16 protein-coding genes are annotated in these 16,797 nt (G+C 55.9%); 6 read left to right on the forward strand and 10 right to left on the reverse strand.

All coding sequences use genetic code 11. From position 1 onward, the window contains the following. Positions 1-21 precede the first annotated feature (21 nt). Positions 22-918 carry a DMT family transporter gene (locus IAE27_RS18325; RefSeq protein WP_023329643.1) on the forward strand — a complete coding sequence of 299 codons (897 nt, stop codon included), beginning with the start codon at positions 22-24 and terminating at the stop codon, positions 916-918. A 96-nt stretch (positions 919-1,014) separates the two neighbouring features. Here the strand turns inward: IAE27_RS18325 and IAE27_RS18330 are convergent, their stop codons facing one another. Next, entirely contained in the window at positions 1,015-1,683 is a 669-nt protein-coding gene (locus tag IAE27_RS18330; protein ID WP_032728184.1) for a DUF3313 domain-containing protein, read from the reverse strand. A 139-nt stretch (positions 1,684-1,822) separates the two neighbouring features. Next, on the reverse strand, positions 1,823-3,415 hold the full coding sequence (locus IAE27_RS18335; RefSeq protein WP_023320885.1) for an ABC transporter substrate-binding protein: 1,593 nt from the start codon (positions 3,413-3,415) through the stop codon (positions 1,823-1,825). A gap of 113 nt (positions 3,416-3,528) precedes the next feature. On the opposite strand from IAE27_RS18335, the gene pepT reads away from it, so the two are divergent. Further along, on the forward strand, positions 3,529-4,758 hold the full coding sequence (gene pepT / locus IAE27_RS18340; RefSeq protein ID WP_004101787.1) for a peptidase T: 1,230 nt from the start codon (positions 3,529-3,531) through the stop codon (positions 4,756-4,758). Here pepT and tehB read toward each other — a convergent pair. Together tehB and tehA are read right to left on the reverse strand one after the other, a co-directional pair. After that, complete coding sequence (gene tehB, locus IAE27_RS18345) at positions 4,755-5,351, reverse strand: tellurite resistance methyltransferase TehB (RefSeq protein ID WP_049095637.1); 597 nt, start codon at positions 5,349-5,351, stop codon at positions 4,755-4,757. The two genes, pepT and tehB, sit on opposite strands and share 4 nt — an antisense overlap. 2 nt (positions 5,352-5,353) lie before the next feature. Next, a complete protein-coding gene (tehA, locus tag IAE27_RS18350; protein WP_154022167.1) occupies positions 5,354-6,352 on the reverse strand; it encodes a dicarboxylate transporter/tellurite-resistance protein TehA in 999 nt (332 codons plus the stop codon). A 110-nt stretch (positions 6,353-6,462) separates the two neighbouring features. Here tehA and ydcK point away from each other — a divergent pair, with 110 nt between their 5' ends. Next, a complete protein-coding gene (gene ydcK / locus IAE27_RS18355; RefSeq protein WP_154022168.1) occupies positions 6,463-7,443 on the forward strand; it encodes a YdcK family protein in 981 nt (326 codons plus the stop codon). Positions 7,444-7,562: 119 nt separating this feature from the next. Here the strand turns inward: ydcK and rimL are convergent, their stop codons facing one another. From rimL to IAE27_RS18380, 5 genes are all read right to left on the reverse strand, one after another. Further along, positions 7,563-8,135, reverse strand: coding sequence for a 50S ribosomal protein L7/L12-serine acetyltransferase (gene rimL / locus IAE27_RS18360; RefSeq protein WP_004101779.1), 573 nt, complete (start codon positions 8,133-8,135; stop codon positions 7,563-7,565). A gap of 75 nt (positions 8,136-8,210) precedes the next feature. Then, positions 8,211-9,866: a glucan biosynthesis protein D gene (locus IAE27_RS18365; RefSeq protein ID WP_004101777.1), complete on the reverse strand. Its 1,656-nt coding sequence runs from the start codon at positions 9,864-9,866 to the stop codon at positions 8,211-8,213. A gap of 270 nt (positions 9,867-10,136) precedes the next feature. Next, complete coding sequence (gene ycaC / locus IAE27_RS18370) at positions 10,137-10,760, reverse strand: isochorismate family cysteine hydrolase YcaC (protein WP_004101775.1); 624 nt, start codon at positions 10,758-10,760, stop codon at positions 10,137-10,139. Positions 10,761-10,933: 173 nt separating this feature from the next. Beyond that, positions 10,934-12,442, reverse strand: coding sequence for a carboxylesterase/lipase family protein (locus tag IAE27_RS18375; RefSeq protein WP_154022169.1), 1,509 nt, complete (start codon positions 12,440-12,442; stop codon positions 10,934-10,936). Between the two features lie 42 nt (positions 12,443-12,484). Next, the gene (locus tag IAE27_RS18380; protein WP_154022170.1) at positions 12,485-13,828 is read right to left on the reverse strand and encodes a VOC family protein; all 1,344 of its coding nucleotides are present in this window, start codon (positions 13,826-13,828) and stop codon (positions 12,485-12,487) included. A gap of 238 nt (positions 13,829-14,066) precedes the next feature. On the opposite strand from IAE27_RS18380, the gene pcaH reads away from it, so the two are divergent. From pcaH to IAE27_RS18395, 3 genes are all read left to right on the forward strand, one after another. Beyond that, positions 14,067-14,807, forward strand: coding sequence for a protocatechuate 3,4-dioxygenase subunit beta (gene pcaH / locus IAE27_RS18385; protein ID WP_004101761.1), 741 nt, complete (start codon positions 14,067-14,069; stop codon positions 14,805-14,807). Further along, positions 14,804-15,424, forward strand: coding sequence for a protocatechuate 3,4-dioxygenase subunit alpha (gene pcaG / locus IAE27_RS18390; RefSeq protein ID WP_004101759.1), 621 nt, complete (start codon positions 14,804-14,806; stop codon positions 15,422-15,424). Before pcaH ends, pcaG begins: the two co-directional genes overlap by 4 nt. A 172-nt stretch (positions 15,425-15,596) precedes the next feature. Next, positions 15,597-16,520, forward strand: coding sequence for a LysR substrate-binding domain-containing protein (locus IAE27_RS18395; RefSeq protein WP_004101757.1), 924 nt, complete (start codon positions 15,597-15,599; stop codon positions 16,518-16,520). An 82-nt stretch (positions 16,521-16,602) separates the two neighbouring features. On the opposite strand, the gene IAE27_RS18400 is transcribed toward IAE27_RS18395, so the two are convergent. After that, positions 16,603-16,788 carry a hypothetical protein gene (locus IAE27_RS18400; RefSeq protein WP_154022171.1) on the reverse strand — a complete coding sequence of 62 codons (186 nt, stop codon included), beginning with the start codon at positions 16,786-16,788 and terminating at the stop codon, positions 16,603-16,605. Positions 16,789-16,797: the final 9 nt, after the last annotated feature.

The following is a 16,797-nucleotide window of genomic DNA, read 5'->3' on the forward strand; positions in this document are numbered from 1 at the left end:
AACACTCACAGGAGAGACATTTTGAACGCATTACTCTACGGGTTAGTCGTCGTTATCTGGGGTACGACATGGATTGCTATCTTTTTGCAGCAGGGGCCGGTCGCCGCGCCGGTGTCTATTTTCTGGCGTTTTGCCGTCGCCAGCATCACCATGCTGACCATTCTGCTGGTTACCCGCCGTCTTCGCCCGCTGGCCGCCCGGGACCATCTTTTCTGCCTGCTGCAGGGCTGCTGCGTCTTCTGCTTTAATTTCTGGTGTTTCTATACCGCCGCTGCGTATATCAATACCGGGCTGGAGTCGGTGATCTTCTCCATGGCGGTGCTGTTTAACGCGATTAACAGTTTTCTCTTTTTCCGCCAGCAGCCGCCGGGCCGTTTCTGGCTGGCCGCCGCGCTGGGACTGGCGGGGATCGTAACGCTCTTCTGGGATGATTTGTGGGCCAACGGCCTCAATGCATCGCTGCTGCTCGGTATTACGCTCAGCGCATTAGGCACCTACGGATTTTCGCTCGGCAATATGCTCAGCCTTCGCCACCAGCGCCGCGGCCTGGAAACCTTGACCACCAACAGCTGGGCAATGCTTTACGGCACGCTGGTCATGGGCGCTATCGCGCTGGTACGCGGCGATAGTTTTGCCCCGCAGTGGACGCTAAGCTATATGGGCGCGCTGCTGTATCTGGCGGTGTTTGGCTCGGTGATCGCTTTCGGCGCCTATTTCACGCTGGTGGGGCGAATCGGCGCCAGCAAAGCCGCCTACAGTACCCTGTTGTTTCCGCTCGTCGCGCTGACGATTTCCACCTTTTATGAGGGCTACGTCTGGCATAGCAACGCCGTCGCCGGGTTAGCGCTGATTCTGCTCGGCAATCTGGTGATGTTTGCTCGCCCGGAGCAGTGGCTGCTGCGGCGCAGGCTGGCCTGAGTTCGCTCGGATCGCTGCTGATGCTCGCGCTGCCGTCGAGGAGAAATGAAAAAGGCGCTATCAACCACTAGCGCCTTTATTCACGGATACGCCTGATTAACGGTTATTGGGGTCGAACTTCACCGCGTCAATCGCCATATCATCGATCACCTGCTTCAGGGTCTCGACGGTGAGCGGCGTATTTTCGTTGGACAGGTTTTTACCTTCGCCCTTACGGACCACTTTGATAACCGGCTTTTTGGTCGCCGCGTCAATCAGCTCACCTTCAAAGAACAGGTTGGTGTCCATGGTACGGTGACCGGTTGCCGCCTGGGTACCGGCGATAATCATCGCCACCGGAATCACTTCGTAGAACTGCAGGCCTTCTTTGCTGGAATCCACGCCGGTGATGGCGCCGCGGAAGATCAGGCTGCGTTTCCCTGCGGTGGTAGCCAGCGGTTTACGCTCGGAAATAGCCTGTTTCATCTCTTTGTTGGTGTAATTCAGGATATCGCTGAGCGCCTTTTCGCCAACCTGGGTCGTCGGTTTAGGGACCGGATAATAGGTGATGGGGTTATAAACGATATTGTCATAGTTGTTCGGATTGTAATCCGCAGAAATCCAGCGCAGCTCCGGTTTACCGGAAGCGGAGGTGGTTTCTTTTAGACCAGAGTAATCTTTTAAAAAACCGGAATATTGTTCAGGTTTAGCCAGTTTTGATGAACAACCGGCCAAGGCTAACAGGCCAGCCAGCGCGGCGACCTTAAAAAATAACTGAGTACGCATATAGGTTGATCCCTGTGAATACCATCTATCGGCAAGTGTTATAGCAAAAGACAGGGGTAAGTTTTGTGGCAAAAGTGGTGGTACGTCAAGTAGCGTAAAAAAATAAACCCGCCGCTGCCGGCGGGCCGTTTTTTCGTATTTATTTTATATCAACCTGATAAAAAATATGCTTGCCGAAGGGGTCGATTTCGTAACCAGAAACGTTTTTACGTACCGGTTCAAAAATTGTCGAGTGGGCAATCATCACCGCCGGCATCTGGTCGTGCATCATCTGCTGCGCCTGCAGATAGAGCGTCTCGCGTTTTTGGCGATCGGTTATCGATTTCGCCTCGGCGATGAGGTTATCGAACGGCTGATAGCACCATTTCGCCGAGTTAGAGCCGCCGTTTGCCGACTGGCAGGTAAACAACGGGCCAAAGAAGTTATCCGGGTCGCCGGTCGCGGTGGTCCAGCCCATCAGCGCCGCCTGGTGTTCACCATCCTTAACCCGCTTTAAGTATTCACCCCACTCATAGGTTGTGATCTTAGTTTGCACGCCGATTTTCGCCCAGTCGGCCTGAATCATCTCGGCCATGCGTTTGGCGTTCGGATTATAAGGACGCTGCACCGGCATCGCCCACAGGTCGATGGTTATCGGCCCGGAAACGCCCGACTCCGCCAGCAGCGCTTGCGCTTTCTGCGGGTCATACTCGTAATCTTTAAGCTGGCTATCCGCGCTCCATACCCCCGGCGGCAGCAGGTTTTTCGCCGCCGTACCGGTGCCGTGGAAGACGGCTTCAATGATCGCCGGTTTATTGATCGCCATCGCTAAGGCCTGGCGCACCTTGACGTTGTCCAGCGGCGCTTTTTGCGTATTAAATGCCAGGAAACCGGTGTTGAGGCCCGCTTTGCTCATCAGATTGATCGCGTTGTTCTCTTTCATTCGCGGCAGGTCTGCCGGATTGGGGAACGGCATTACCTGGCACTCGTTTTTCTCCAGCTTGGCGTAACGCACCGAAGCGTCCGGCGTGATGCTGAAAATCAGGCGATCGATATGGGCTTTCCCCTGCCAGTATTCCGGGAAAGCGGTGAAGAGAATGCGGGAATCTTTTTGATACTGTGCGAGTTTGAACGGACCGGTGCCAATCGGGTCCATGTCCACGCGTTCTGGCGTGCCGGCTTTTAACATCGCATCGGCATATTCCGCCGATAAAATAGAGGCAAAATACCAGGCAAGATCGGCGACAAATGGCGCTTCAGGATGCGCTAATGTAAAACGCACCGTATATTCATCAGGCTTATCGATTGCGGTAATTAACTGACCAAACTCCAGGCTTTCAAAATTAGAATAATTGCCGTTGGAGACATTGTGATAAGGATGATGAGGATCTTTTTGCCGCATAAATGAAAAAATAACATCATCGGCATTAAAATCGCGGCTGGGTTTGAAATATTTATTACTCTGGAATTTAACGCCTTTACGTAAATGGAAAGTATAAACTTTGCCATCTTCGCTGACTTCCCAGCTTTCGGCCAGGCTCGGCACTAATTCCGTAGTACCGGCTTTAAAGTCAACCAGCCGGTTATAGACCGGTACCGCGCTGGCATCCACGCTGGTTCCCGAGGTATAGAGTTGAGGGTTAAAGTTTTCCGGCGATCCTTCTGAACAGTAGACCAGCGTTTTTGCGCTAATAGCTGAGCTGGCCGTCAGGGCCGCTACCGCCAGAGCAAGCGTCGTGAATCTGCGTTGCATATGTTTTCCTTTTTAATTTGTCAGCTAATGAATAGCTTGTTGTTTTCCCTTCCATACATAACACTAAAGCCTGATTGCAAACACCTGAAAACTCGAATAAAGAAGGAATCACTATGTCATCAGCCCTGGCCAGTCAATTAACCCAACGCTTCTTTCGCTATCTGGCGATAACCAGCCAAAGCGATCCGCGAGCGTCCACCCTACCCACCACCGCCGGGCAACACGCGATGGCGCAGGCCCTTGCGGATGAGCTACGCCAGCTTGGGCTGGATGACATTGTGATTGACGAACACGCCACCGTGACGGCGGTGAAAAAAGGCAATGTCCCAGGCGCGCCGCGGATTGGCTTTATTACCCACATCGATACCGTTGACGTTGGTTTGTCACCGGAGATTCATCCACAAATTCTGCGCTTCACTGGTGAAGATCTCTGTTTGAACAGCGAGAAAGATATCTGGCTGCGCGTCGTCGAGCATCCGGAAATCCTCGCTTATCCCGATGAAGAGATTATTTTTAGCGACGGTACCAGCGTGCTCGGGGCGGATAACAAATCCGCCGTCACGGTGGTGATGACGGTGCTGGAAAACCTCACGGCGGAGCATCGCCACGGCGATATCGTGGTGGCCTTTGTGCCGGATGAAGAAGTGGGTCTGCGGGGAGCGAAAGCGCTGGACCTCTCGCGCTTTGCCGTCGATTTTGCGTGGACCATCGACTGCTGCGAGCTCGGCGAAATCGTCTATGAGAACTTTAACGCCGCCGCCGCGGAGATCCGTTTTACCGGCGTCACGGCCCATCCGATGTCATCAAAGGGCGTACTGGTGAACCCGCTGCTGATGGCCACCGATTACATGAGCCATTTCGATCGCCAGCAAACGCCGGAATATACGGCCGGACGCGAAGGCTACGTGTGGTTTAACGGCATCCAGGGCGATCAAAATAGCACCCTACTGCAGGCCAGCATCCGAGACTTCGATCTCGCCAGCTTTAATCGCCGCAAGCAGCAGATCGGCGAAGTGGCGCAAAAAATCGCCGCGCAGTATCCAACCGGTAAGGTGGAATTTCACGTCAGCGATACCTACAGCAACATTAGCAATGCGATTGGCGAAGATCGCCGCGCCATTGATCTGATGTTCGAAGCAATGGAAAGCTTAGGCATTACGCCGAAACCAACGCCGATGCGCGGCGGCACCGACGGCGCGGCCCTGTCGGCAAAAGGGGTGTTAACGCCAAACTTCTTCACCGGCGCGCATAACTTCCACTCGAAGTTTGAATTTCTGCCGCTGCGCGCCTTTGAAGCCTCTTATCAGACCGCGTTCCAGCTCTGCCTGTTAGCCGCGCGTTAGGCCGGTTTGCGCGCCAGCATGGTGGCGAAACGCAGTTTGATGCGATTGCCGTTGGCGTCGGTGCGGTGGAGTTCACCGACGTCTTCGTTGTACTTGAGGAACGCCCAGCCCTGGTAGTAGTGGCTAAGCTCACCCGGTTTAAAGGCGAACGGGAAGCCAACGGTGCACGGATAATCGTCGGTATCCATAGCGGCAACGATCAGATTGTAGCCGCCGGGTTTAGTACAGCGTTGCATATTGGCGATAAGACCCGGGATGGTCTGCGCATCAAGGAACATCATCACCACGGTGGAAAGAATAAAGTCATACTCGCCATCAAAGCTCAGGGCGTTAAGATCCTTAATCGCCGTCCGCAGATTCCCCAGCCCTTCCGCCTGACGAATGCTCTCAAGATTACCGATGCTGGCAGGGTTTTTGTCCCACGCGGTAACATCAAACCCGTTGGCTGCCAGATACAAGCTATTGCGACCGTTGCCGCAGCCCAGATCCAGCGCCCTGCCCGGGGCGATCAGCGTGGCGGCGTGCAGCACCTCCGAATGGGTGCGGGTCATGCCGTATTTATCGGTAAAGTAGTTTTCGTCACGAAGCGTCATGATTAATCCTTATTTTTTAATAATGCGTCGCGTTCAACGCGAATAAGCAGTTTACCGCGCACCAGCAGCAAGAAGGTACGAACCAGCAGCAGGCCGACGATCAGATTGGTAAACAGAAACAGCGGGAACGCCAGAGTATGGAAAAAGCCGCCCGGATGCTGATGACCGAGATGCAGCCCGGTCGTCGCCAGCGCGGAGATGCCAAATGAGAAGCTCCAGAAAGAGGCGTTAAACGGCTGGCGTAGATACCATGGCATCAGCCGCAGCATAAACAGCAGCTGGAGCAGACCATAGCCGAACAGCAGCTTAGCGAAGGTATCCGTCTCGCCGCCGTTTACGCTCAGCCAGGCGCTGCACGCCACCAGCGCCGGCGCCAGCTGAATGCCGAGCGAAGTCCGCATCGCCGTCGGCAGTTCTCCATCGCTGCGCAGGCGCTGCAGGATAACCGGCTCCAGGCTTAGCCAGGAGAAGATCCCGGCGCCAAGAAACACCAGTCCGGCGTCGTTAAAGCCCAACGCGCCGCAGGCCATGGCGCTGATAAAGTTATTCGCCACCGTCGGTAGATAGAGACCCGGCGTAGTTGCCTCGCTGGGATGTTTCCCCCGCCATAATCCGGCGCTCTGCCATGCCGAATAGCTCAGCTGCAGCACCACCCCAATCGCGAATAATACCAGCGACAGCGGCCGCATCCAGGGAACAAAGCCGATGGCGACCAGCATGGTGGTCGCCGGAAACAGGCTGACAAAACTGCTGGCCACCGGATGTCGCATCTCCTGCAGTACGCTGTGCGGGAAACGGACCGCCCGGGTAATAAATGCCAGCGCCAGCAGTAGCCAGATGAGCGTAGCCGCGATCACCAGGGCGTCACCGACGACCCGGCTCACCGGCCAGATGGTGCTGGCGTAGCGCCAGGCGAAGCCCATGCCGATAATGCCCAGTACCATACCAAAATAGCCCGCCGGAAGATTCAGCACCTGGCTCGCGCGCTGCGTTTTATTCATTTTGTTTAAAATTTAAAATTATATTAAGTTGCATTTTAAAGGAACCTTCAAAAACGCGCTACGGAGTTTTTTGCTATGTTTATGTTAACCATACGTAATGAGATAGTCAGATGCGCAAATATTACCTCAGCGAGAAGGTTCGCCAGTTTCACTATGAGGCCGACGGCAACAAACATAGCGTAAATCTGCGGCAAATTGTCGCCTTACGTGATTTCGCTGACGTAAAAAGCGGTGATGAAGGCGGCTGGCTGGACGATGAAGCAGCCCTTAGCCACGAGGGCGCGTGCTGGATTTATGATCCTAATAGCGCCGTATTTGCCGGGGCAAAAATTGAGGGCAATGCGCGCTTAACCGGCGAGTGCATTATCAGCCATGGGGCCATCGTCAACGGTAACGCTTGTCTGGATAGCACCGCAGTGAGCCATAATGCGCAAATAGGTGACAACGTCACCGTTTCACACTCGCACATTCGCGGGTGCTGCCACCTGGCCGACCACGCGCGGATCCTCCCCCACTGTTTAATTATCGCCGCTCAAGGTCTGACTGCCGACAACGATAAAATCCTGCGCATTTATCAGCGGGCCACGGTCAGCGCATCGCGCGTCGTTCACCAGGCACAAATTTACGGCGATGCGTTTGTCGAACACGCTTTTGTCGAGCACCGGGCGGAAATTTTCGATCATGCGCGGCTGGAAGGTAATGAAGAGAACGACGTCTGGGTCTGCGATAACGCCCGCGTTTATGGCCATGCGAGGATTATCGCCGGGCGGGAAGAAGACGCTATCCCGACCCTGCGCTACAGTTCGCAGGTGGCGGAGCACGCTGTGGTCGAAGGTAACTGCCTGCTGAAGCATCGGGTGATGGTAGGCGGCCATGCGCACCTGCGGGGCGGGCCGATTCTGCTGGACGATAGTGTGTTAATTGAAGGCCATACGGTGATTTGCGGCGATGTGGTGATCGAGCATCAGGTCACTATCGGCGATGAAGCACGCATCGAAGCCAGCGAGGGAGACGCCATTTCTATCCGGGGCGCGAAGGTCATTAACGGCGACGAACATTATACCCGCACGCCCATTGTTGGCTTTCTTTAACCTTTGCGCCCGGCTGCGGGGTTTTCAGCCTCCGGCCCCTGCGCTCTGTTCCCGGTGGCGGCGCTCTACGCGCCTTGCCCGGGCTACCTGGCCGTGCGTCCTGTCGCCCGGGTAAAGCGTCAGCCGCGCCCCGGGAATTCATCAATAATGCGTCCGTAGATATTCTGATCATCATACGAACCGTTGAGATACTCAGCCTGCCTGAGGCACCCTTCGAGGCTAAAACCGTTACGCAGGGCCACCTGATTGCTTTTGTGGTTCGCCACCCGACACTTAATCACAAAGCGGCGGACCGTACCGCTGCGGGCAAAATAGTCCATCAGCGCCTGCAGAGCCTGCGAAAGCAGCCCCTGCCCCTGATGGCTTTCATCAATCCAGTAGCCAATGTAAGCGGTCTTGTTGATTGGCTCTATCTGATTGAACGACAGCACGCCGACAATCTCCTCCTGCAGAAAGAGCAAAAACATCTTGGCATAGCCGCGCTGGTGGAGCATCACGTTGCCCTGCACGTGGCGGCGGGTCTCCTCTTCGTGAGTCACCTCAGCGGGCCAGCTCAGCGACTGCTGAAGCCAGCGCTGGTTTTTCATCACCAGCTGATGCAGTTCCGGCACGTGACGCTCGTCAACCGCGCGCAGGGAGAGAGAATCCGTAACGGGGATATGTTCGATAGCAGATCTGTTTTCGGCGGACATGGCGCACTCTGATTAACGATGTGATTAAAAAAATACGCGCCCGCGCGGTTACCCGGCGGGCGCAGTAACGGACACTTACCTCATTACCCGATCGTCGACATAGTTGCGTTTATCCGGCGGCGGCGGGAAGTACTGATAAAGCCAGGTCTCGCTGATAGCCTCCCCCTGGCAGCGCAGGAACATGCGCATCTCAACCGGGTCAGTCGAATCCGAAGTCGGATACCAGTCAAACTGAATGCGGTAGCCATCAAAGGGTTCAACGTAGAGGATTTCTATCTGTTTTGCTTCACCGCTCGACAGGGTAATGACCGGCTCGATGCCTTTAGGCGCAGCGGCCTTCAGGTCGCCGCCGACAAAATCGATGGCAAACCGACGGGTCCATTTATCCGGATAGTGTTCGCCCGGCGCCCAGCCTTCCGGGAAACCGCCCATCCCCGTCCGCGTTGCCATCACCCGCGCCAGCGGCGAGCGTACCGGCGGCTGCGCGCTCCAGTAGAGACGATAGCGGAAGTCCAGTTCATCCCCGGCTTTCACCGGCTTCTCCGGCTGCCAGAAGCAGACGATGTTATCCAGCGTTTCGCCAGTGGTCGGGATCTCCATCAGGTTGACGGCCCCCTTGCCCCACTGGTTACGCGGTTCGACCCACAGGCTCGGGCGCTTGTTGTACCAGCCCATAATATCCTGATAGTGGGAGAAGTCGCGATCCAGCTGCAGCAGGCCAAAACCGCGCGGATTCTTATCCTGGAAAGCGTTGAACTGCAGCTTTTGCGGGTTATTCAGCGGGCGACAAACCCACTCGCCGTTGCCCAGCCACATCGACAGACGGTCAGAGTCGTGAATTTGCGGATGGATGGTGTCGCACATTCGTCGTTCGTTATTACCGCAGCTGAACATACTGGTCATCGGCGCGATGCCCAGCTGCTTGATGTCTTTGCGCGCATAGATATGGTTTTCCACATCCATGATCACCTGCGTCTCCTGACAGTTAACGATGAACTTATAGGCGCCGGTGACGCTTGGGCTGTCGAGCAGCGCATAGACGGTAAATACCGTGGCTCCCGGTTTAACGGTCTCAAACCAGAAAGAGGTGAAGTCAGGAAACTCTTCCGGCGTATCGGTAAAGGTATCGATCGCCAGGCCGCGGGCGGAAAGACCGTACTGGTAAGTGCTGTCCACCGCGCGGAAGTAGCTGGCGCCAAGGAACGCGACGATGTCGCGACGTGCCAGTTCAGGGGCCTTAAATACGCGAAAACCGGCAAAACCCAGGTCGCTCTGGCCCACCAGCTGTTTGGTGTCGACGCCGGCATCATTGTATTTAAACAGTTCAGGCCGGAAGTGTATTTCACGTGCCTGTTGAGTTTGTGAATCCAGCGAGAACATTCTCACGCGGCGGCGGAACCCCATTCCCACGTGAAAAAACTGGATATCCAGCTTGCGCTCTTCAATGTTGCTCCACAGGGAGTGCGCGGCGTCATACTGAATGCTGTTGTAGGCCTGCGGCGTCAGGGTTGCCAGGGTTGGCGGCAGATCGCGAGGCGCGCCGCCCCATGGCTGACGGGCAAGATCGTGGGCCATCGACTGGAGGACACTATAATCAAAACGGCGCGTTTGCCCATCGGCAATTCCCGAATCTTCGGCGAATGCGGCTTTAGAAAATAGAGAGGCGACTCCTGACGTTCCGCATACGGCGGCAACAGCCATGGAAGATTTGAGAAAACGTCTGCGGTTCATGCCTGAGAGAGCATCCTTCTTCATATGTGAATTGAGACGCGACGTAACAAACCCATGCGTCGTGAATGTCGCTCACTCTAGACAAAAACGATTGATAATCCAATTGTTGAGGGCAGAAATCAGGTGAAAAAAATATGTCCACCGGACCAGACCGAATTGCCGATAGCCAGGGGCGGCGATGATTTCGCCAACCGGCGGCGTTTGATGCTTAATTCAGCGACAGTGAAGAGAAAGAGGAAGCGGCCAGCCGAGCGCCGGCCGCAGAGAAGCTTATTTTTGATTCAGAAGATTAAAGCTGGTCATCAGGTTGCGATAATCCGGGATATGGTTGGAGAACAGCGTGCCCAGTCCTTCGATATCATTACGCCAGTCGCGATGCAGTTCGCAGGCAACGCCAAACCACGACATCAGTTGCACGCCAGCCTGCGACATCCGATCCCAGGCCGCATCGCGGGTAATCGGGTTAAAGGTGCCGGAAGCGTCGGTCACCACAAATACATCAAACCCCTCTTCAATAGCCGATAGCGCCGGAAAAGCCACGCATACTTCCGTCACCACCCCGGCAATGATCAGCTGCTTCTTGCCCGTCGCTTTCACTGCCTTAACGAAATCTTCGTTATCCCAGGCGTTAATATTACCCGGGCGCGCAATATAGGGGGCATCCGGGAATTGCTCTTTCAGCTCAGGCACCAGCGGACCATTAGGGCCGTTTTCGAAGCTGGTGGTCAGGATGGTCGGCAGACCGAAATACTTCGCCAGGTCGCCAAGGGCAAGGACGTTGTTCTTGAATTTATCAGGATCAATATCGCGCACCAGTGAAAGCAATCCGGTCTGGTGATCGACCAGCAGCACGGCGGCATCATTTTTATCCAGACGAACATACGGTTTGGCCATGGTTTCTTCCTCATTTTAACGTCAGATTTTCCGTCAGAACGCCGGTTCTGCGGAGATGGTGTTAATAAGGCTGATCATAGTGTAATCACTGGCTGAGGATTAGCCGCCGAAAGTGGGACGCATTGTCCCATTTGCAGAACGCCACCCGGCTAGCGGAGATTTTGTGAATAATGTTAATCCAGCGTCACATGATGCTTCATGACCCGCCGAAACAGCGCCAGACGCGCGCGCATAAAGCGGTTCTCCACCTTAAAGCCGGCCCGTTTGTGCAGCCCGATTCGCAGCAGGCGATCCCGTCCGCGCACGCTGGCGGGCCAGCGTACCGGCCCTGAGAGTTCATGACAGTCATTGCCGGCGAAGCGAGCGAAGTTCGCCCAATAGTCGGCGACCCGGGCGGCAAAGTCTCTGTCGCGATCGTTGGCATAATTTCGTACCGGTTCGGCAAGGTCGAGATTGTCAAAAACGTATGCCACTTCATTACCGTGCCACGCGCCGTGCGGATAGGTCTGGTGTTCCGCCTCGGCCACGTAGTCAAACCAGTAGCGCCAGCACGGTTGCCCTACTCGCTGCTGAGCCTGCATCACCACATAGCCCAGAGTGGTAAAGGCCATATCCCGGCAAACTTCGCGCCCCAGCGCTTCATCTCCCTGCACGCCGGGATAGAGCAATTTAATTAGACCCAGACCGAAACGGCGTTCACGGCGAAGCTTCTGGATCTGCCCGGCGATATCGACGCCAAACACCGCCATGACGCTCGCCTCATCGCTGTTCGAACCGATCATCACCGGCAGGGGTTGCTGACGTCCGCTAAAAAAAGTCTCCAGCATCGGCTGCGGCAGCACGGCATCGCCAACCACGGGCGCCGGGCCGATGGTCAACGGCGCGGTCAACGACCAGAACGCTTGCGCCGGAATCGCCCGCAGCTGTTCGGCGCTGGCCTGCGGCAAAGAAAAGTGTTCCGCAATAAGCTGCCCCTTCGCCAGCGCCTTCTCTCGCGGCAGATCGGGCAAGGTATAGCCGCTCTGGATTATCGCTTTATGGAACAAGCCTCTGGACTTTGGCGAAACCATCAGCGACAGCACGCTGCGCGCGCCGGCGGATTCGCCGAACAGCGTCACGTTAGCCGCATCGCCGCCAAAGGCGTGAATGTTCTCCTGCACCCACTGCAGGGCGGCGATCTGATCGAGTAGCGCGAAGTTATAGATACGCTCGCCGTCTTCCCCTTCCAGCGCCGGATGGGCAAAAAAGCCCAGATGCCCGAGCCGGTAGTTGACCGTCACCACTACCACGCCGCGAGAAGCTAAGGCTTTGCCGTCATAGGGCGGCAAACTTCCCGCGCCGATGGTATAGCCCCCGCCGTGCAGCCAGACCATGACCGGCAGCGGCTGCGATCGGGCGGCGGGCGACCAGACATTAAGGTAGAGGCAATCTTCGGAAAAGCTACCGGGATCGCCGCCGCCGAGCTCGCGGCAGTATTCAATATCCTGCCAGCTGGAGGCCGAGAAGGTCTCTGCCCGGCGCACGCCCTGCCAGCGGGCAGCAGGCTGCGGCGAGCGCCAGCGAAGATCGCCGACGGGCGGCGCGGCATAGGGAATACCGCGCCAGATATGAATGTTCTCTTCAGAGGTGCCGGATAGTATCCCCTGCCGGGTTTTCACCAGCGGGGTGGACGGATTCTGCATGACCTGCTTCCTTTAACGACTCATGCCAGCAGAGTACTGATTTTACAGCAGACCGCAACGTCGTTTGCTGCGCTCTTCCGCCTGCTGATAGAGGGTGAACTCGTCATAAACCGCACAGCCCAGCGCCTCCTCAAAGGCCTCCCGGCTGGCGTTGCCGTGGCTGCGGGTCTGCACCTCGTTGCCCAGATTCGACTGAAATATCCCGGCGGCGCTTACCGGTAAAAAGTCTTCATAAATAATCGGTTGCGCAATCACCCAGCCGCGTTCGATCAGCGGCTGCGGATCGTCTCCGGGGCGAAACGCCTGACGATGGGCTTCTCCGGCAGGGGTCAGGCGGTAGCGGAAGTATGCCAGTCCCTGCTGACGCAGCAGGAATTCGCTGTCCGGAAACGCGCTAAACACCTCCTGCAGATGACGCTGATGGTTGAGGTTATCCTTGCCCACCCCCGCCTCGCCCAGAAGACGATCGTAGAGCGCGCGGCCTTTCGGCGTCAGGGCAATCCCGCGCTGCTCGATTTCACCAAAGCGAGCGGTATGCGTGCCTTTATGCTCTCCGGCAAACATCACCGGCTCCTCGAGAGCCTTAAAGCTGGTCTGGCGCAGTAAAATAGGCACTTCGCGGCGCGGCGGCCCTTCTATCAACGCCTTCGGGGCGATGCCGCATTCAGGCATCAGCGCCTGTACCCGATCGATATCCAGGGTGCGCGGAGTCAGATGATTGATGTGGCAGCCGGGGAAACAGACGACATCGGCAATCAGCCGGTGCTCATCGTGCAGCGCATGATAGGTTTCTTCATCGACGAGGGTCTGTCGATGCCAGCGAAAGGTTTTCAGCGCCTGTTCGACGAACTCCCGGGCCTCTGCGGCGGTGAACTCCCCTTTCTGTTCATAAAGCGCAATCAGTTCACGACAGCGTGGGGTGAAGATATCGCGCCCGGAAAGGATTTGCGTCGCCCGCTTACGCAACGCTTCATTAGCAATAAGCTCAAGGCGCAGAAGCGAAGTAAAAATACGAAACGGGTTGCGCGCCAGCGCGGCGTCATCAACGGGACGAAACGCGGTGGAGTGAACCGGCACGCCAGCCTGCGACAGATCGTAATAACTAACGGGATACATTCCCATAATGGCAAACATGCGACGCAAGGTCGCCAGTTCCTCCGCCGTACCAACGCGGATCGCGCCGTGGCGTTCAACGTTCAGCCGCGCCAGTTCATCGGCGTTAGCCAGTTGTTCATGCAGCTTCGGGTTATTCTCCAGAATAGCCAGATTAACGTCGGCCACCAGCTCCAGTAGCGTCCCGTACTGCGGAACTTCCTGCTGGTACATCGCCGACATCGCCTGCGAAAAGCACTCCCGAATCTCATCAGCCGTGATGGTGTTCGCCATGATGTCTTACCTCCAGTGAATTCTCCCTGGAGTGTAGAAAAGCTGTCTGAAGACGGTGGGAAGAATTTACAAACTGTGATGCCGGTAGCTGCCCGTTTAATTTCGCCTGAACACTTCATAACCAGTAGTTATGTTAAACACCCTTTAATTTCACTTTAAATTAACAAAACATTTACACACACTGCTTGTGGCGACATAACAACGATATGCCTCTCTACCGATAAAACGGAGTACCCTGATGAACGACAAATGGTCACCGCGCGAGGTTCTGCATCGCGACTATAGCAGCCATCCTCCGGCTTACGCGCCGGGCTATAAAACCAGCGTTCTGCGCTCGCCGCGCAATGCGCTTATCTCCCTACAGAATTCACTTTCGGAAATCACCGGGCCGGTTTTCAGTAGCGACGATCTCGGCGCGCTCGATAACGACCTGATCCTGAATTACGCCAAAGACGGCCTGCCGATTGGCGAGCGAATTATTGTGCACGGCTACGTACGCGATGGATTCGGTCGGCCGATGAAAAATACGCTGGTCGAAGTCTGGCAGGCCAACGCTGGCGGACGCTACCGACATAAAAAGGATCAATATCTGGCGCCGATCGACCCGAACTTTGGCGGCTGTGGACGCGTGCTGACCGACGAGAACGGCTATTATTGTTTTCGCACCATCAAACCCGGCCCCTACCCGTGGCGCAACCAGGTAAGCGACTGGCGCCCGGCGCATATTCACTTCTCTCTCTCCGGAGACGCCTGGGCACAGCGTTTAATTACGCAGATGTATTTTGAAGGCGATCCGCTGATCAAACAGTGTCCTATCGTCAAAACCATCAATAACGACGATGCCATCAGGACGCTGATCGCCGAGCTGGATCCCCATGCCGCCGTACCGCTGGACTCGCTGGCTTACCGTTTTGATCTCGTGCTGCGCGGCCACCGCGCCACGCTGTTTGAAAACCGCACGCAGGGGGCCGCCCGATGAGAGATTTTTTACCCGAAACCGCTTCACAAACCGCCGGTCCTTATGTGCATATCGGCCTGGCGCCGGACGCCGCCGGATTTCATATCTTTGAGAATAACTTTGGCCCAACGCTGACGACCCCTGCGACCGAGGGTGAGCGCATTACCATTGAAGGCAGAGTCATCGATGGCTCCGGAACGCCGGTGCGCGATGTGCTACTGGAAATCTGGCAGGCCAACGCTGCCGGGCGCTACAATCACCCGGACGATCGGCAGCAAAACAAAAAGCTGGATGCGGAGTTTCGCGGCTGGGGGCGCAGCTGCTCGGACTTTACCAGCGGTATCTGGCGCTTCGAAACCATTAAACCCGGCGCCGTGGTGGGCCGTGATGGCCGCGTAATGGCCCCTCACGTCAATTTATGGGTGGTGGCGCGCGGAATAAACATTGGCCTTAATACGCGGATGTACTTCTCCGACGAGCAGGACGCTAATCAGGCCGATCCGGTGCTCAATCTGATTGAGTGGGAAGTTCGCCGTCAGACCCTCATCGGGCAGCGCGAAGTGCGCGGCACGGAAATCGTTTATCGCTTCGATATTCACTTACAGGGCGACAACGAAACCGTGTTCTTCGATATCTAAATTTGCCCGTTCCTTCTCCGCCTCTGCCAGCCAGAGGCGGCGCTTTTCCACAATCTCAACAAAATCAACTTGTAAAATAATAATATAAAATGTTAATAATATTTTGCTATGAAGTTAACAAATTTAAACACCCTTACTTGTCACCGGTCAGCCTCAGTTCTTAACATTGATTATGCAAAAAAATGGTCTTTTCAGTCAGCGCATTCGCTTGCGCCATCTACATACCTTCGTGGCCGTCGCTCAACAGGGAACTCTTGGGCGCGCGGCTGAAACCTTAAACCTTAGCCAACCGGCTTTGTCCAAAACCCTGAATGAACTGGAGCAGCTTACCGGTACGCGGCTGTTTGAGCGCGGACGCCTTGGCGCTCAGCTCACGCTGGTCGGGGAACAGTTTCTTACCCATGCGGTGAAAGTGCTGGACGCGCTCAATACCGCCGGGCAAGCGCTGAATCGTAAAGAAGGCCTCAGCAACGACATCGTGCGTATCGGAGCGCTGCCAACCGCTGCGCTGGGGATTCTGCCCTCGGTGATTGGCCAGTTTCACCAGCAGCAAAAGGATATCACCCTGCAGGTCGCGACCATGAATAACACCATGCTGCTGGCGGGCCTGAAATCGGGAGAAATCGATATCGGCATCGGAAGAATGTCCGATCCGGAGTTGATGAGCGGTCTGAACTATGAGCTGCTGTTTCTTGAATCGCTGAAGCTGGTGGTTCGTCCGGGGCACCCGCTGCTGCAGGAAACCGTTACCCTGAGCCGGGTGATGGAGTGGCCGGTGGTGGTATCGCCAAAAGGCACACTGCCGCGACAGAATGCGGAAGCCCTGCTGCAAAGCCAGGGCTGTAAAATTCCCACTGGCTGCATCGAAACGCTGTCGGCCTCGCTCTCGCGCCAGCTCACCGTCGATTACGACTACGTGTGGTTCGTCCCCTCCGGCGCGGTGAAGGACGATCTGCGCCGTGGACTGCTCGCCGCGCTGCCCATACCCACTCAGGGCGCTGGCGAACCTATCGGTATTCTGACCCGCGTGGATGCCACCCTCACCGCCGGTAGCCAAACGTTGCTGAGCGCCATTCGCAAATCTATGCCGGTCTGACCGGCGTCTTCCGCTTTTCTCCCGGCGCCGCCCCTCCAGCCGCCGGGGAAACGCAGCCTCTTTTTCCAGCGATTCACTAACGTCATTCATCACAATAATCAATTAGTGCGAAATCATTCATTAACAATTGCGCAAATTTATTTAACAGATCTATCATAGCCATGATTTCACCAAATGGTTCACTCGAAATCAATAACAGCAAAAAACCCGCTTTTATGAAGGCCACGGTCACTTCATTCAAAAGAGTTAACTTGAAAATTTGATTCATCTGGTTCAC

This window comes from Klebsiella sp. S69 (assembly GCF_016516145.1).
Classification (GTDB): Bacteria; Pseudomonadota; Gammaproteobacteria; order Enterobacterales; family Enterobacteriaceae; genus Klebsiella; species Klebsiella oxytoca.

Coding starts and splice junctions, on each gene's coding strand:
- pcaG (WP_004101759.1), top strand. CDS start 14,804: ATGAGAGATTTTTTACCCGAAACCGCTTCACAAACCGCCGGTCCTTAT.
- IAE27_RS18380 (WP_154022170.1), bottom strand. CDS start 13,828: ATGGCGAACACCATCACGGCTGATGAGATTCGGGAGTGCTTTTCGCAG.
- IAE27_RS18375 (WP_154022169.1), bottom strand. CDS start 12,442: ATGCAGAATCCGTCCACCCCGCTGGTGAAAACCCGGCAGGGGATACTA.
- tehA (WP_154022167.1), bottom strand. CDS start 6,352: ATGAATAAAACGCAGCGCGCGAGCCAGGTGCTGAATCTTCCGGCGGGC.
- pepT (WP_004101787.1), top strand. CDS start 3,529: ATGTCATCAGCCCTGGCCAGTCAATTAACCCAACGCTTCTTTCGCTAT.
- ydcK (WP_154022168.1), top strand. CDS start 6,463: ATGCGCAAATATTACCTCAGCGAGAAGGTTCGCCAGTTTCACTATGAG.
- IAE27_RS18395 (WP_004101757.1), top strand. CDS start 15,597: ATGCAAAAAAATGGTCTTTTCAGTCAGCGCATTCGCTTGCGCCATCTA.
- ycaC (WP_004101775.1), bottom strand. CDS start 10,760: ATGGCCAAACCGTATGTTCGTCTGGATAAAAATGATGCCGCCGTGCTG.
- IAE27_RS18330 (WP_032728184.1), bottom strand. CDS start 1,683: ATGCGTACTCAGTTATTTTTTAAGGTCGCCGCGCTGGCTGGCCTGTTA.
- IAE27_RS18400 (WP_154022171.1), bottom strand. CDS start 16,788: ATGAATCAAATTTTCAAGTTAACTCTTTTGAATGAAGTGACCGTGGCC.
- pcaH (WP_004101761.1), top strand. CDS start 14,067: ATGAACGACAAATGGTCACCGCGCGAGGTTCTGCATCGCGACTATAGC.
- IAE27_RS18365 (WP_004101777.1), bottom strand. CDS start 9,866: ATGAACCGCAGACGTTTTCTCAAATCTTCCATGGCTGTTGCCGCCGTA.
- tehB (WP_049095637.1), bottom strand. CDS start 5,351: ATGACGCTTCGTGACGAAAACTACTTTACCGATAAATACGGCATGACC.
- IAE27_RS18335 (WP_023320885.1), bottom strand. CDS start 3,415: ATGCAACGCAGATTCACGACGCTTGCTCTGGCGGTAGCGGCCCTGACG.
- rimL (WP_004101779.1), bottom strand. CDS start 8,135: ATGTCCGCCGAAAACAGATCTGCTATCGAACATATCCCCGTTACGGAT.